Annotated in this window: 19 protein-coding genes; all 19 read left to right on the forward strand. The window is 37.2% G+C overall.

Annotation, left to right across the window (positions count from 1 at the left end; genetic code table 11):
- Window positions 1–10 precede the first annotated feature (10 nt).
- Window positions 11–1,786, forward strand: a complete 1,776-nt coding sequence (locus G6O73_RS10470; protein WP_219935176.1) for a flagellar hook-length control protein FliK — start codon at window positions 11–13, stop codon at window positions 1,784–1,786.
- 21 nt (window positions 1,787–1,807) lie between these two features.
- A complete protein-coding gene (locus G6O73_RS10475; RefSeq protein WP_057884982.1) occupies window positions 1,808–2,245 on the forward strand; it encodes a flagellar basal body rod modification protein in 438 nt (145 codons plus the stop codon).
- Window positions 2,245–2,610, forward strand: a complete 366-nt coding sequence (locus tag G6O73_RS10480; RefSeq protein WP_057884983.1) for a TIGR02530 family flagellar biosynthesis protein — start codon at window positions 2,245–2,247, stop codon at window positions 2,608–2,610. Before G6O73_RS10475 ends, G6O73_RS10480 begins: the two co-directional genes overlap by 1 nt.
- Before the next feature lie 73 nt (window positions 2,611–2,683).
- Entirely contained in the window at window positions 2,684–3,559 is an 876-nt protein-coding gene (locus G6O73_RS10485) for a flagellar hook-basal body complex protein (RefSeq protein WP_057884984.1), read from the forward strand.
- 29 nt (window positions 3,560–3,588) lie between these two features.
- Window positions 3,589–3,786, forward strand: coding sequence for a flagellar FlbD family protein (locus tag G6O73_RS10490; RefSeq protein ID WP_057884985.1), 198 nt, complete (start codon window positions 3,589–3,591; stop codon window positions 3,784–3,786).
- Window positions 3,787–3,813: 27 nt separating this feature from the next.
- Complete coding sequence (locus tag G6O73_RS10495; protein WP_057884986.1) at window positions 3,814–4,284, forward strand: flagellar basal body-associated FliL family protein; 471 nt, start codon at window positions 3,814–3,816, stop codon at window positions 4,282–4,284.
- Between the two features lie 15 nt (window positions 4,285–4,299).
- Window positions 4,300–4,668 (forward strand): flagellar biosynthetic protein FliO, encoded by a 369-nt coding sequence (locus G6O73_RS10500; RefSeq protein WP_057884987.1) that lies wholly within the window; start codon window positions 4,300–4,302, stop codon window positions 4,666–4,668.
- Window positions 4,669–4,671: 3 nt separating this feature from the next.
- The gene (gene fliP, locus G6O73_RS10505; RefSeq protein ID WP_057884988.1) at window positions 4,672–5,442 is read left to right on the forward strand and encodes a flagellar type III secretion system pore protein FliP; all 771 of its coding nucleotides are present in this window, start codon (window positions 4,672–4,674) and stop codon (window positions 5,440–5,442) included.
- A gap of 19 nt (window positions 5,443–5,461) precedes the next feature.
- Window positions 5,462–5,725: a flagellar biosynthesis protein FliQ gene (gene fliQ / locus G6O73_RS10510; RefSeq protein WP_057884989.1), complete on the forward strand. Its 264-nt coding sequence runs from the start codon at window positions 5,462–5,464 to the stop codon at window positions 5,723–5,725.
- A gap of 13 nt (window positions 5,726–5,738) precedes the next feature.
- Entirely contained in the window at window positions 5,739–6,500 is a 762-nt protein-coding gene (locus G6O73_RS10515; RefSeq protein WP_083478436.1) for a flagellar biosynthetic protein FliR, read from the forward strand.
- A gap of 10 nt (window positions 6,501–6,510) precedes the next feature.
- Window positions 6,511–7,578 carry an EscU/YscU/HrcU family type III secretion system export apparatus switch protein gene (locus G6O73_RS10520; RefSeq protein WP_057884990.1) on the forward strand — a complete coding sequence of 356 codons (1,068 nt, stop codon included), beginning with the start codon at window positions 6,511–6,513 and terminating at the stop codon, window positions 7,576–7,578.
- Window positions 7,579–7,602: 24 nt separating this feature from the next.
- Complete coding sequence (gene flhA / locus G6O73_RS10525; protein ID WP_057884991.1) at window positions 7,603–9,669, forward strand: flagellar biosynthesis protein FlhA; 2,067 nt, start codon at window positions 7,603–7,605, stop codon at window positions 9,667–9,669.
- A gap of 31 nt (window positions 9,670–9,700) precedes the next feature.
- Entirely contained in the window at window positions 9,701–10,408 is a 708-nt protein-coding gene (locus G6O73_RS10530; protein ID WP_057885056.1) for a sigma-70 family RNA polymerase sigma factor, read from the forward strand.
- The gene (locus tag G6O73_RS10535) at window positions 10,405–11,112 is read left to right on the forward strand and encodes a flagellar hook-basal body protein (RefSeq protein WP_057884992.1); all 708 of its coding nucleotides are present in this window, start codon (window positions 10,405–10,407) and stop codon (window positions 11,110–11,112) included. The genes G6O73_RS10530 and G6O73_RS10535 overlap by 4 nt, the downstream gene beginning before the upstream one ends.
- Before the next feature lie 12 nt (window positions 11,113–11,124).
- The gene (locus G6O73_RS10540; RefSeq protein WP_057884993.1) at window positions 11,125–11,910 is read left to right on the forward strand and encodes a flagellar hook-basal body protein; all 786 of its coding nucleotides are present in this window, start codon (window positions 11,125–11,127) and stop codon (window positions 11,908–11,910) included.
- 17 nt (window positions 11,911–11,927) lie between these two features.
- Complete coding sequence (locus tag G6O73_RS10545; RefSeq protein WP_057884994.1) at window positions 11,928–12,641, forward strand: cell division ATP-binding protein FtsE; 714 nt, start codon at window positions 11,928–11,930, stop codon at window positions 12,639–12,641.
- A gap of 145 nt (window positions 12,642–12,786) precedes the next feature.
- Entirely contained in the window at window positions 12,787–14,085 is a 1,299-nt protein-coding gene (locus G6O73_RS10550) for a methyl-accepting chemotaxis protein (protein WP_057884995.1), read from the forward strand.
- A gap of 30 nt (window positions 14,086–14,115) precedes the next feature.
- Window positions 14,116–14,613: a chemotaxis protein CheW gene (locus G6O73_RS10555; RefSeq protein ID WP_187327496.1), complete on the forward strand. Its 498-nt coding sequence runs from the start codon at window positions 14,116–14,118 to the stop codon at window positions 14,611–14,613.
- Complete coding sequence (locus G6O73_RS10560; protein ID WP_083478437.1) at window positions 14,582–15,085, forward strand: chemotaxis protein CheD; 504 nt, start codon at window positions 14,582–14,584, stop codon at window positions 15,083–15,085. Before G6O73_RS10555 ends, G6O73_RS10560 begins: the two co-directional genes overlap by 32 nt.
- Window positions 15,086–15,087: the final 2 nt, after the last annotated feature.

Consider the following 15,087-nt stretch of genomic DNA (forward strand, 5'->3'; position numbering starts at 1 on the left):
AGGTGAAAAAATGGGAAATATCGGAAGATTACTTAAAGCGACAACTGTCAAAGCAAACGGTAATAGTAAAAACAATAAAGCAGATAAATTAAAGTTTTATCAGACAATGTCACAATTGCAACTGAGTTCAGCGAAAACTACGGCATTACCAAGCCAATTAAAAGTCAACTCATTGTTGGATGGTAAACAAGCAGTAGCGGCAACTCGGACGGCTATTATAACAAAAAATTCACTTTCAAGTTCTCCTACAAAAAACAACAATAATTCTTTTTCTGGTGCTAATCGTTTAGCAGACAAAAATTTGGATCAAACTGAACAAGAAGATCAGGCAATAGCATCAGCTTTGGCAAGCTCAATTTTGATAACTAGCCAAAACCAATCTAATATGCCATTAGTTGAACAAAATCAAAAAGAACAACCAGCATTGTCAGTCAATTCTATTAGTAGCGAGGATGAAAAAGCAGCCAATTCAAGTTCAGTTGCACCGCCAACTAGTCCAGTCACAACAACGACTAATGTTGCAGCGACTGAAACAGCCAGCCCGTTGAAAGGTTCAATTACAAGTGTCAAACCAACGGAAAAAGCTGAGCTTAAAGCAGCCAATTCAAGTTCAGTTGCACCGCCAACTAGTCCAGTCACAACAACAACTAATGTTGCAGCGACTGAAACAGCCAGCCCGTTGAAAGGTTCAATTACAAGTGTCAAACCAACGGAAAAAGCTGAGCTTAAAGCAGCCAATTCAAGTTCAGTTGCACCGCCAACTAGTTCAGTCACAACAACAACGACTAATGTTGCAGCGACTGAAACAGCCAGCCCGTTGAAAGGTTCAATTACAAGTGTCAAACCAACGGGAAAAGTTGAGCTTAAAGCAGCCAATTCAAGTTCAGTTGCACCGCCAACTAGTCCAGTCACAACAACAACGACTAATGTTGCAGCGACTGAAACAACGGATCAATTAGAAAAAATAAGCTTGGGCACTGCCAATGAGACTATATCAAAAAATTCTGAAATGCAAAACATTTCTGACAAATCGCAATCATTTAGTTTAGAGAAGGTTATTGTGATTCCATTGGCCAACCAACAGCAAAGCACAGCTGGAGCAATTAGTGATTCAGTCGAATTGAGGAATGCACCAACAGCTGCACATACTCTAGTAAAGTCGACTACAATCAATAAAAATGTTGCGAAAACAGGAATGACATCGGATTTGATTCAAAATATCATCTCGGCTAACTCAAGTACAAAAATTAACACTAACACTAGGCCTTCTGCAAACCAGGGGAAGCAAGAGTTAGTTTGGAACGTCGCTGATTCACGAGGACAAACTCGGCTTGTCAGCAATTTAACTAAGGAAATTACAACACTAAAAATTCCTGAAAGTAAAACTGTTACGATTAAATTATCTCCAGAAAATTTAGGAAATGTTGAAATTACCATGAAAACAGGCCAAAGCCAAGTATCTCTCGCAGTTAAGGTTCAAAATACAGCAGCAAAAGAATTATTAGGGTCGATTATGGATAAACTGGAACAAGTTTTACAAAATCAACCCTATTCAACTGATGGAAGTAATGGGCTAAAAAATGCAATTCCAGTTAATCAGGCTAATTTGACAACTGCAGCTAACACATTTTTTAACTTTAATAGTTCGCAGCAGCAATTTACTCGTCAGCAACCACAACACAATTTTGTTGGATCTAGCTCAAAATTTGCAAATGAAGCACAGAAGCAAACTGCTGAAGTCCAACAACGAGATTTGCAAAAAAGTACGATTAGCATCTTGGCCTAATTAAGGAAGGAGGTAGTTATTGTGAACAATAGTTTAACTGACGCAATTGCATCACTTGCTAGTTCAAATATCTATAATGCTGATAGTAGTAGCTCGAAAACTACGGTTTCAATGGATGATTTTCTGAAAATTATGTCTGCAACGATGAGCAATCCTTCAATGGATGGCAGCAGCTCTTCTGGCAGTGGGTCAAGCACTGATTATATGACATCACTGGCTCAATATGAAAGCTTGAATACCTTAATGGCAATGAATAAATCTTTAACAGCGTCTGTAGCTGTACAGCAACAGCAAGAGGCACTGGGAATGTTAGGCAAGCAGGTTACCTTGATTGATAACGGTCAGTCGGTTAGCGGCAAGGTTGATCAAGTTAAATTTTCTAATGGTTTAGCAACGTTAGTGGTGAATGGAAAAGAATATCAGCTTAGTTCCCTGAGTGAAGTAGGTGAAGGTAAATAATGTTGGATAGAATTAATGGGATAGCTTCCAATAGTTTGAATGTTCCAACAAAGGCCATGGATTCAAAAGCAGCAAAAGTGCCAGCTTTTAAGCAAATTTTACAGCAAAAAACAAATAAAGTTAATGTTTCTAAACATGCGCAACAGCGCCTAGTATCTCGTAATTTGCAACTTGGACAAGATGATATTCATCAATTGTCGACAGCGATGAATGAGCTGAAAGCCAAGGGAAGTAAGGAATCGCTTTTGGTCTATAAGAATATGGGTATTATTGCTAATGTCCAAAATCGAACGATTATTACAGCGATGGATATGAATGAATTGGAAACAGTAACTAATATTGACAGTACAAAGTTTATTAAATAAAAGCGACTGGACCGCAAGGAAGTTGTTAAGCTTTCTGATTGACGGAAGAAAGCAATTTAGGGAGGAAATACAAATGTTAAGATCACTTTATTCAGGTGTTAGTGGATTGAAAAGTATGCAGACAGATTTGGATGTAGTTGCAAACAACATTGCTAATGTTAATACTCCAGGTTTTAAATCGAGTCGAGCGATGTTTCAAGATATGGTTAGCCAAACATTGTCGGATGCAACGGCACCTTCAAACGCTTCTGGCGGGATTAATGCTAAACAGATTGGATTAGGTACTCAAATTGGATCGATTGATACGATTACGACTAATGGAGCACCAAAATCAACCGGTCGAAGCCTAGATTTGTATATAAATGGTGGTGGCTATTTTGCTGTTCAAGGAACAGGAACAACTCCACAGACATACTATACGCGGGTCGGAGCATTTGAACGGGATGCAAGTGGAAATCTAGTGTCTACTAGTGGTGGCATGAAAGTTTTAGGTTGGACCCAGACGCCGGCTGCATATAATGGAACGGATAATGTTTCGACTACAGGGAATCCTGGAACAATCAATATTCCCAGCACATTGAATGGTGTGCAATATAGCGCTGGATCATTGGCAATAGATCAAAATGGGTTAATAACAGCTACGTATGGTAATCAAAAATATGCTTTTGGGAAATTAGCATTTGCAAACTTTACCAATCCTGAAGGCTTAGAGCGTGTTGGGGATACTCAATTTGCCGCTTCCGCTAACTCGGGTGCTGTTAGTTATTCACCATCGGGGTCTAATGGCGTTGGTTCACTTGTTTCTGGCGAATTGGAGATGTCAAATGTTGATTTGTCATCAGAGTTTACAGAAATGATTATTGCTAATCGAGCTTATCAAGCAAATGCCCGTGTGATTACTACTTCAGATGATGTTTTACAAGAATTGACAGGTTTAAAGAGAAGCTAATAGCATGGTAGAAAGTTGGGGGATAGTTATTGATTGAACTCACAGCAATTAGCGGAGCAAAGTTTTTTTTGAATCCAGACTTGATTTATCGAGTTGAAGAAACACCAGATACAGTGATTACGTTGACAACTGAGAAAGTACTTTTGGCACAAGAGTCAGCAGAACAAATCAATTATTTAATTATTGCTTATCGGCGTGAAATATTTGCCAAGTTGTTTGAGCATTAAAAAGGGGCGTTATTGAGGTGGATAGATATGGCTAAAGAGGAAAAAAGTTCTAAAGGGAAAAAATGGATTATTATTATTCCTTTAGTGTTAATTCTAGCAGTTGGCTGTGGAATCGGAGGCGATCTCCTAGCCAATAAGTTATTGAATAAGCCTAAAGTTGAAAAAAAAGTTGATACTGGTGGAATTGCTAATGGCGAGAAGATTGTTCCAATGGATAAGTTTTTGGTTAATTTAGCTAATGATGGTTCTTCACAAAAATATATTAGTGTCAATATTTCGTTAGTTGTGTCGAGTAAAAAGGCGGCACAGTTAAAGAAAAACACTGCTCTAGTTAGAGATAGTGTAATTAATGTTTTGCGGCAAAAGAAAGAAAGCGATATTTTAGCCAATGCTAATAGTGTGCCGAATCTGAAGACTGAATTGATTAATACAATCAACCAGAACTATGGTCAAAAAATTGTTGATCAGGTTTTCATCACTAATATGGTAATTCAATAGGAGACAAAGTAAAAAATGGAAATGCTGTTTACGGTACTAAAACTGATCATCGGACTAGTTGTAGTCGTGTATTTGATTAATATTTTCTTGAAATATTTAAATCATTATTCGCTGCAAACTAACAAGTCGTTTCGTATTCTCCAAAAGATTCCAGTTAGCAAAAGTTCTTCAATTGGAATTGTCCAAGTTGTTGACCGGGTTTATGTAATGAGCTTTTCAGAACAGCAAAACCAAATTTTATTTGAAATACCAACTGATGAAGCTAAAAAACTATTGGCTGAAATTCAACAAACAACTACGACCGATCCTAAGAAACTGCAGCAAAGCTTTGTTAGTGTGCTAGCTCAAGCTAAACGAAATTTAGAAAATAAAAAGAGGAAGTAACCGATGAAAAAAAAGCTGACATTGTTATCAATATCCGGATTAGCTGCTTTATTTTGGCTTTTGATTCCAGCGACACCTGTATTGGCAATCAGCACAAGTGGAATTTCATCGGCCGTTAATAATCTAGTTGGTGGAAATAGTGGGTCAAATCAAATTATCAATACATTTTTGATGTTGACTTTGCTGTCGTTTATCCCTTTACTATTGGTTATGACAACTTCTTTTACTCGCATCATTATGGTATTGTCATTTACTCGTAGTGCACTAGGAACTCAACAAAACCCGCCTAATCAAGTTTTGATTGGGCTGGCTTTGTTTTTGACTTTTTTCATTATGCGGCCAGTCTATACTAACATTTATCAACAAGCCGTGGTTCCCTATGAACGACAACAAATTACGCAACAGCAAGCGGTTGATCGATCGGAATTGCGAATGAAAAAGTTTATGTATAAGCAAACACGAGAAAAAGATATTCAATTATTTGTTGAGCAAAGTTCTACTCCAAATCAGCACTACCATTCATATAAGAAAGTACCAATGACAATTATTACACCGGCGTTTATCTTGAGCGAATTGCGAACGGCTTTTAGCATCGGTTTTTTAATCTTTATTCCGTTTTTGATTATTGATATGGTTGTTTCAAGTGTCTTAATGTCAATGGGGATGGTAATGTTGCCACCAGTTATGATTTCATTGCCATTCAAAATTTTGTTATTTGTTTTGGCTGATGGTTGGTATTTGTTGGTTGAATCACTAATTCAGAGTTTTAAATAATTGCTTGGAGGAAAATGCAATGTCGCTTGAAATGGTTATGGATGTTTTACGAGATGCATTTATTAGAACCTTACTAATTTCAGCACCAGTTTTGTTGGTTGGAATGCTGGTTGGCCTGGTTATTAGTGTCTTTCAGGCAACAACGCAAATTCAAGAACAGACATTGAGTTTTGTTCCCAAGTTAATAGCGGTTTTTTTGACGCTGATTTTAACCGGGAATTTTATGATTAATATCTTGTTAGAATTTACCAAATATATTTTTCGGTTGATTTCTTCCTTATGAGGTGATGAATTCAGTGATTACATTGGTCGAGGTTCAAATTGTTGCATTATTACTTTGCCGGATCATGTCCTTTTTGGCTGCTGCACCTATCTTCTCACAGAAGGCCTTCCCTAACCTAGCTAAAATAATCATTGGTTTTAGTCTGATTATTGCTGCTTATCCAATTGTCGCTAAATATCAAGGAACGAGTAACGAATTAGTTTTTATCTTGTTGGCAGCCAAAGAGATTTTAGTTGGCTTGGCGATGGGATATTTAAGTCAACTTGTTTTTAATGCAGTAATGATTGCCGGTCAGATGATTGATTTTCAAGTTGGTTTTTCAATTGCCCAAGCTTATGATGCAACTTTCCAAATGATGTCTTCACAATTTGGGCGTGTCTATTATTGGTTAGCAACGGCGGTTTTTTTCATGATGGATTTTTATCAGCAATTAATCATTGGTGTTGTCCGATCGTTTAAGATTATTTCATTAACTGGTGGATCAGCTGACGGAGCAACAATTCAGGGTGTAGTTCGTTTGTTTTGCCAAGCTATTGTAATGTCATTGGAGTTAGCAGCACCAATGGTTGTTGCTATGCTGGTAGTTAATTTATTACTAGGAGTTATTTCAAGATCGATTCCGCAGATTAATGTTTTGATGCTTAGCTTACCATTACAAACTGGTTTGAGCTTCTTATTGATGTTGCTGATATTGCCAAATTTAATTAGTTTTTTTCAACAAAATTTACCAAATTCAATTAACAACATGATGGATTTTGTCAGGTCATTGAAGTAAGGAGCTTTCCATGCAGGATAAAAACGGGAAAACTGAAAAGCCGACTGCTCACCGGCTGCGTAAAGCGCGGCGTGAGGGCAATGTTCCGCGTAGCCAGGATCTTAATTCTGCGTTGGCTTTATTGGTGTTCGCTGTTGTACTGATTCCTTTATGGGAATATGTAGTTGAACATTTTGTGCCATATTTAATTGAGCTAATTGAACAGCTAGCTAACTACCAACGAATGATTACAGATTTACCCAAAATTGCTTTGCAAGTAGTTTTGCTTGTTTTGTTTCTTTCAGCACCATTTTTTGTTTTGAGTTTGTCGATTGGTTTTTTATCAAATTTTTTGCAAGTTGGGGTGCTCTTTACTACCAAAACATTAAAACCAGATTTTAAAAAGATTAATCCATTAAAGGGCTTTAAACAAATGTTTAGTATGCGAGCTTTAGAAAACTTGGTTAAAACATTGGCAAAATTTGGGATTGTAGTATATTTCTGTTACCAAAAATTTATGGAGTATTTACCGGGCTTCTATAATTTAAGCGATGTTGAACTGCCACAGGTGTTGTTTTTTGTTTTGAAGTTTGCCCAAGCACTTTCACTGCAAACGGCGATTGTTCTACTGGTTTTAGCTTTCCTTGATTACGGTTATCAGTTTTACAGTCACCGACGTGATTTACGGATGACAAAGCAGGAAGTCAAGGATGAATTTAAGCAACAAGAAGGCGATCCACGGTTAAAGGCTCAACGTCGTTCGAAGTATGCAGCGATGGTACGAAATTCATTAAAACAGGTTAAGGATGCTACAGTTTTGGTAACTAACCCGACCCATTTAGCATTGGCGATTAAATACGATGCTGATAGTGAAGGCGTTCCGCGACTGTTGGCTAAAGGGGCAGATCGTTTGGCACAGCAAATGCGAGCTGAAGCACGCAAATATAACGTACCAATTATTGAGAATCGTCCTTTGGCTTGGGCTTTATATGGCAAAGTTGAACCGGGAGAATTTGTTCCGGTAGAACTTTATGAATCAGTTGCTGAAGTTATTGCTTTAGTTTATAAACTTAACGAACAAGCTAAAAATAAAATTTGAGAGAGTTGAGGAGGAGAAGAATTTATGAATCGAGTATTCGGCAAGAAAATGACTAGATCAGATATCTGGATATCTTTTTTGGTGGTCGCGATAATTGCGCTGATCATTATTCCTTTGCCGGCAGCATTATTAGATATCTTGATAGTAATCAACTTGACGCTCTCAATGAATATTTTGCTGATTACCTTGTTTACTAAATCGGTATTGGAGTTTGTTTCATTTCCAACGCTATTATTATTTACAACCATGTTTAAATTAAGTTTGAATATGGCTTCAACGAGATTAATTTTAACCGATGGTAGCGCAGGTCAAGTAATTAGTGCTTTTGCTAATGTTGTTACGGGTAGCAACTATGTTGTTGGGATAATCCTGTTTATTATTATTATGATTGTTCAATTAGCGGTTGTTACAAACGGAACCGGCCGAGTAGCTGAAGTTTCAGCCAGATTCACGTTGGACGCGATGCCAGGAAAACAAATGGCAATTGATTCTGACTTGAACTCTGGTTTGTTAGATGAAAAACAAGCGCGGAAAAAACGTGAAGATTTACAGCAAGAAGCCGATTTTTACGGGTCGATGGACGGCGCTAGCAAATTTGTTAAAGGCGATGCAATTGCTAGTATCTTGATTGTCTTAATCAATTTGATTGGCGGACCAATTATCTTTGCTGCTGGCGGAAAAATGACAATTATCGCAGCACTTAGCCAATTTGGTAAGCTGTCAATTGGTGATGGTTTAGTTAGTGCTATTCCATCGTTGTTAATTTCGATTGCTTCAGGTGTCATTGTTACTCGATCAGAAAACCAAATTTCCTTTGGTTCGACATTAACTAGGGACTTATTGCGCAACCCACAGTTGTTTAGAATTGTTGCGGTTATTCTAATAGTGTTATCAATTATTCCTGGTTTTCCCTTTATTCCGTTCGCATTAATGGGAGTAGTAATGTTTGTAGCTAGTTCAATGGTGGAAAAGAAAACTGTTCAACATGCGCAGGCTAAAAAACGTCAACAGCAGCAGTTGGAATTAAAGAAAAAACGGACGAAACAAGAACCTGATGAATCTGTAGCATCTTTTCAGGTGGAACCCCTGGCAATTGAAATTGGCTATGGGTTGATCCCATTAGTTGATAACTCAATTGAAAATAGCTTAATGGATCGAATTGTTTCAATTCGCCGTCAAATTGCCAAGGAATTAGGAATTCTAATTAGTCCAGTACGAATTAGGGATAATTTGTACTTGGATTCAAATGGGTATTCAATAAAAATTCGTGGTAATGAAGTTGCTAAAGGTAAAATTTATCCTGACAAGTTTATGATTATTGCCCAAAATGATGGCAGTTTTCCTTTTAAAGGTATGCCAACTAAAGATCCAGCTTTTCATTTAGATGCTTTATGGATTAATGCTCAAGATAAAGAACAAGCCGAATTACAAAACTTTACGATTATAGAACCATTGACGGTAATTGCTACTCATTTAAAAGAGGTTATCAATAAGCATGCTCCTGAACTACTTGGACGTCAGGAAGTTAAGAAGCTTTTGGAAGGAATTAAAGATCAATCTGGAGTAGTAATTGATGAATTGATTCCAGATATTATGCGCTTAGGTGAAGTTGAAAAAGTTTTACAAAATCTATTGGCGGAACAAGTGCCGATTAATGATTTGGCTACGATCCTTGAAACGTTAGCTGATTATGGCACTATTACCAAAGATGCTGAAATGTTAACTGAGTACGTTCGCCAAGCCCTAAAACGAACAATCGCGGCACAATATGCTGATGAAACGGAAAATATTAATATTGTGACAGTTCATCCACGGGTTGAAGAGATGGTTGCTCAAAACATTCAAAAGACACCAACTGGTTCTTACCCGGTTCTCAAGTCAGAGACGGTTAACCAGATTTTAACGGCCGTTGGCAAAGTTCAACAAGAGCTACTAGTCAAAGATATCAAGTTTGTGATTTTGACTTCACCAAAAATCCGCCTAGTATTTAAAAAATTAATTTCGATGAATTATCCAGATATAGCGGTTATTTCATTAAATGAAATTCCAAATGAAATTAAAATTGCAACAGTTGGCACAATTGAGCTTTGATGATCAAATTCAAACGGAAGGAGCAATCCCTATGTATAAGATAAAGCTTGAAGATAAGGTGTTAAAATATTTGCCATTAGTTGAGCGGGTAGCTAGTCGAATTCCGATTAAAAACTCTGAATATGAGTATGGCGATCTGTATGATATTGGAGTAATCGGCTTAATTGATGCGTTGCAAAAATTTGATGCCAGTAAACAAGTTCCGTTTGAAAGATACGCCATGATTCGAATTAAAGGAGCCATTATTGATGAGGTTAGGAAACACGCGAAAATTTCACGTTATAAAATGGCTAACATTAATAGCTTTTATGCAGCTAAACAAGAATTGGAACAGAAATTAAAGCGTGAAGTAACTGACCAGGAAATTAGCGAGGAAATGAAAATTTCCTTGACTCAATTGAATGAAATTTATGAGAATATTCATTACCTGGCAAGCATTTCATTGGAAAGTACTATTTTTCCGCAAGCCGATGATTTTACTTTAGAAGATATTTTGGAAGATACGGCAGCAGTTAATGGTGAAAAGGGCTTATTACAAGAAGAAGAAAAAAAAGCGCTAATAATAGCTGTAAAAAAATTGAATCAGCGAGAGCAATTAATTTTGAGCTTGTATTATGAACAAAATGCAACTTTAAAAGAAATAGCAGCAATTCTAGATGTTTCAATTGCCCGGGTTTCACAAATTCATGGAAAAACGATTATCAAGTTACGCCAGTTGATCAAGGAGGAAATGAAATGATCAGAGGTTTGGATACACTTTATCAAAGTGTCAATCTGTTAGAAAAGAGACAAGAAAATATTAGTGGCAACATTGCCAATGTTCAAACAAGCGGTTATCAAGCTAAAGAACTTTTTCAGTCAACCTATAAACAAGTTCAACTGCATAACTTTCAAGGCGGTAATAACAATAATCAAAGAATTCAATATGATGGGTTTACTTTTGGTAATTATCTAGCAGGTTCATATCTGAACTCAACGAAAGGAGCTTTACAGCAAACGGGCAGAACAACAGATTTTGCGATTAATAGTGATGGCTATTTTCGAGTACGGATGAATAATGGTCAGGTTGCTTATACGCGAAATGGGAACTTCCGTTTAAACGATCAGAATCAATATGTTACTCAAGAAGGTTATCAAGTATTGGGCAACAACAATGGATCAGTTACAGCAACCACTGGCATTCCTGATTTTTCAGTGGTTTCTTTTCCCAATGATGGTGCTTTAGAAAGCGTCGGTAATGCTTATTATACCAGTCAAAACGCTGGAACTGCAGTTGCTTCACCTCAATTGGAACAGGGCTACTTAGAACAATCTAATGTTTCAACTGCTGATGAGATGGTTTCAATGATTCAGACCTCGCGCGAGTTTCAAGCCAATCAAAAAGCATTAAGTGCAACTGATGATACTTTGAAGAAAGCAGTCAATGATTTAGGAAAAATTTAGGGGGGATAAGTAATGAATGTTAATGATATTTTGTCAATTAGCCGGACAGGGTTAAATGGTTTGCAAAATAATCTTGATATTGTAGCCAATAATGTTGCTAATTCAAATACAGTTGGTTTTAAAAATCGTGATACTAGCTTTACTGATTTGTTAGAAAATTCAACTACGTCTCAAGATGTCAATGTAGAGAATGGGCAGCAGAATAAAATGGGGATGACAACGGGCTTAGCAACTCATCAGCAATCAATTAATTTCTCACAGGGAAGTTTGCGTAATACAGATTCGCCTTATGATTTAGCAATTAGCGGGAAAGGCTTTTTCGGGGTACGTGGTAGTGATGGTCAACTTTACTTAACTAGAAATGGCGACTTTACTCGTGACGCTAATGGAAATGTTGTCGATCAAGCAGGTCGCAAATTAGACATTCAGGCGACAATACCAGAAAATCAATGGCCGCAAGGAACTGTTTCAATTGGTCAGACAGGACAAATCACAATTGAACAAAATGGGCGCAGTACACAGGTGGGCAGTATTGTCTTATATCAACCAACTGAGCCGCAAGACTTACAGGCTGTCGGAAATAATTTGTATCGTGTTCAAGGCGGGACATTGAATTCGTCATTGAATGGGGCGAACGGTTTAGGAACAATTGAACAGTATCATTTAGAGAATTCAACTACCGATTTAGCTGATGCAATGAGCAATATGATATTAACTCAACGAGCCTATTCCTTAAATTCACGAGTTTTACAGTCAACCGATGATATGTTGGGGACAATTAATGAGTTTTCAAATTAATAAAGGTTGGGATCAGATTGATTAAACTTGAACATGTTTCAAAGTTATATGATGGTAAGGTGCAGGCTTTAGAGGATATATCTCTTCAAATTAATCAAGGTGAGTTTGTTTATATTGTTGGACCAAGTGGTGCTGGAAAGACAACACTTTTGAAGTTAATGGACAAGCAAGAAAATCTGACATCTGGTTCATTACAAATGGGGAGTATGTTGGTTGAACGAATACGGCCTAGTCAAACCTATATTTTGCGTCGTCAAATTGGAATTGTATTGCAGCAAGATTTATTTATTCCTTATTTGAATGTTGACGAGAACATTATTTACAGTTTAGCAGCTTCTGGTGTCAGTGACTTACAGCAGCAGAGAGAAAAAATGCAGGCAGTATTAACAACGGTTGGCATGTCTGCTTATCAAAATCGACGTCCAGCAGAACTGTCGGTTGGACAGCGTAAAAAAGTAGCGATTGCGCGAGCCCTAATCAATCAGCCCTCAGTTGTATTAGCAGATGAACCAACAGCTAATTTAGATGCTAGATCAGCGATTGAAATCATGAAATTATTTTTTAAGTTTAATCTGAATGGAACAACAGTTATTATTGCGACGCATGATAGTACAATTGTTAATTCGCTACGTCATCGTGTTATTGAATTACAAAAGGGAAAGATAATCCGTGATGAGAATAATGGAAAGTATTCAACTCGTTCTGATCCAAAAGATATTTATGTTTGGTAACGAAACGACTTAATTTCAAAAATTATTTACCGATAGTAGATAATAGATTGCTATCCAAGTTTTTAGATTAGGGGAGTGAGGGTTAGCGTATCTTTGGATGCATCTGCAACGTTTAACTATCAAATTGATAGAAAGGGATAGAATTATGGCAAAAAAGAATACTAGTTTTTGGAAAAAGTTTAAGTGGGGTTCACTACTACCAGTTGGGATTACCATTTTAGTATTGCTGATTTGTTATTTTATAGTAATTAAACCAGTTGCTAATGGCGGATTGGACCATAGTTTCGGAATGTTTTCCATTGTTCTAATCATTGTTCATTTATTGGCAGTTTTATTTTTAGCACCTCAAGGCGGTCACAGTGCTAGTCCAGAATTGAATCAAATGCTGAAAATTTTTGATCAAGTCAGCACAGGTGATTTAACGGGCGCAGAAAAGTTAGGCCAAATGAAAGTGCAAAGCCCATTAATCGGTAAAATAAAAGACAGTTTTCAATCAATTATTAATGTCTTCAAAGCTGTTGTTGAGGGAATGAAAGATGAGAGTCAACGTTTAGGCAAAATGTCACAAGATTTGACCAAAACGACAACTCAGGCTAAGGATTCAATCAGCAGTGTCAAAGAAACAATGAGTACGATTGCTGATTCAGCGAGTTCTCAAGCTGCAGAAGCTGAGCAAACCTCGAATGATATGAAAGAACTTGGCAGCAAGATCGAAAAAATTCATACCGAGATTGAACGTATGAATGGCTATGCCGATACTTCACGCCAGAGTAATCAGAAGAACTCGAAATTAATGGTTGATGTTTCTCAAAGTTGGGAAACAGAACGTCAGAGCCAATCAGAATTGGTTAAAGAAATGAATGATATGAATAAAAACGTTCAAAGTATTGGTAAAATTGTTCATTTAATCAACGATATTTCTGAACAGACTAATTTGTTGGCATTGAATGCCTCAATTGAAGCAGCTCGGGCTGGTGATGCCGGAAAAGGTTTCGCAATTGTGGCAGAAGAAATTCGGAATTTAGCCGAACAAAGCGGCCAGTCTGCAAAAAATATTACTGAAATTATTGAAGCAATTCGGAATCAATCTGAACAAATGGTGACGGCGTTAAATGATTCTTACTCCAGCAGTGAAAAGCAGACAGAGACAATCAATAATGCGATTGACTCATCTAAGGAAATCTCAGAGATTGTTGAAAAGTTTGTCGAAAGTATTGAAACAGTCAAAGCGCATATCAATGGAATTTCGAAAGAAAAAGATTTAGTTGCTAAATCAGTCAATTCTATCTCCTCATCAATTACAGAAACTTCTGCCGGAACCGAAGAAGTTACTGCCAGCATTGAAGAATTTTATCAAGGATTGGAACAGTTTGAGAAGAATGTTAAAGAAGTTAGTCAATCAGCTGAAATCTTCAAATTCCAAGTAGAGAATTTCAAGATTTAAGGTTATTAAGATCAAAAGGGGGGATAACTGGTGGAACAATATGTCGTTTTTAAAAGTCATGATCAATTTTTTGCCTTACCAGTCTTATTAGTTACACGGGTCGTTGAAACTGATCAATTTATTTCTTTGCCGGATGTGCCGGATTTTGTTTTAGGCGTGTTTGAATACCAAAAACATATGATTCCGATTATTGATTTGCGGCGCAAACTGTTTGCTGAGTTTACACCAACGACTGATGCAACTAAAGTGATTTTGTGTGATTGGCAGGGGCAGCATTTGGGGTTGTTTATCGAAAATATTGTTGGAATTAATTACTTGGAAGAAACCAATTATGAAGAAGAATTATCGCAAGCTGATTTAAAACGCGGTTATATTGGAAAGTTTTTGAAATTTAAAGATCAAGTAGTTATTTCTCTTAAACTAGATTATTTGTTTGATAACAACCAGTCGCAGTCTTTATCTGATAGTGTTGCGAAACTTGAAAAGGTTGAGGAAGATGCTGATGACACTCCAACAACAACCGACTGAGTTTCGGATAGGAATTGCTGATTACAAGGTTAGCCAAGCTCCTAATAGTTTGATAACCGTTGGCTTGGGTTCTTGTATCGGAACATTAATTTATGACGAACGCAGCAAAATCGGTGGCTTGAGTCACATTATGCTACCGGATAGTCGACCGTTTGAAAAACGGGCAGCAGTTAATGCCGCCAAGTTTGCCAATTTGGCTTTACCACAAATGGTAGCCGAAATGAAGCAAAAAATTAGTTTTCCACATTTTAAGGCCAAGATTGTCGGCGGAGCCAATATGTTTAACTTTGATAATAATTCGCAAAATGTTGGGGCGCGCAACATTGCAGCTGTCGAAGAAACATTGAAACAATTGCGAATTCCGGTTATTGCCAAACATGTGGGTGGCAGTAGTGGACAGACAATGGTAGTTGATTTAACCACTTTTCAAGTAATGGTCAGAATTGTACATCAGGAAACAGTTTATTTATAAGG

Origin of the sequence: Liquorilactobacillus nagelii DSM 13675 (genome assembly GCF_019444005.1) — a bacterium.
In the GTDB taxonomy this organism is placed as follows: Bacteria; Bacillota; Bacilli; order Lactobacillales; family Lactobacillaceae; genus Liquorilactobacillus; species Liquorilactobacillus nagelii.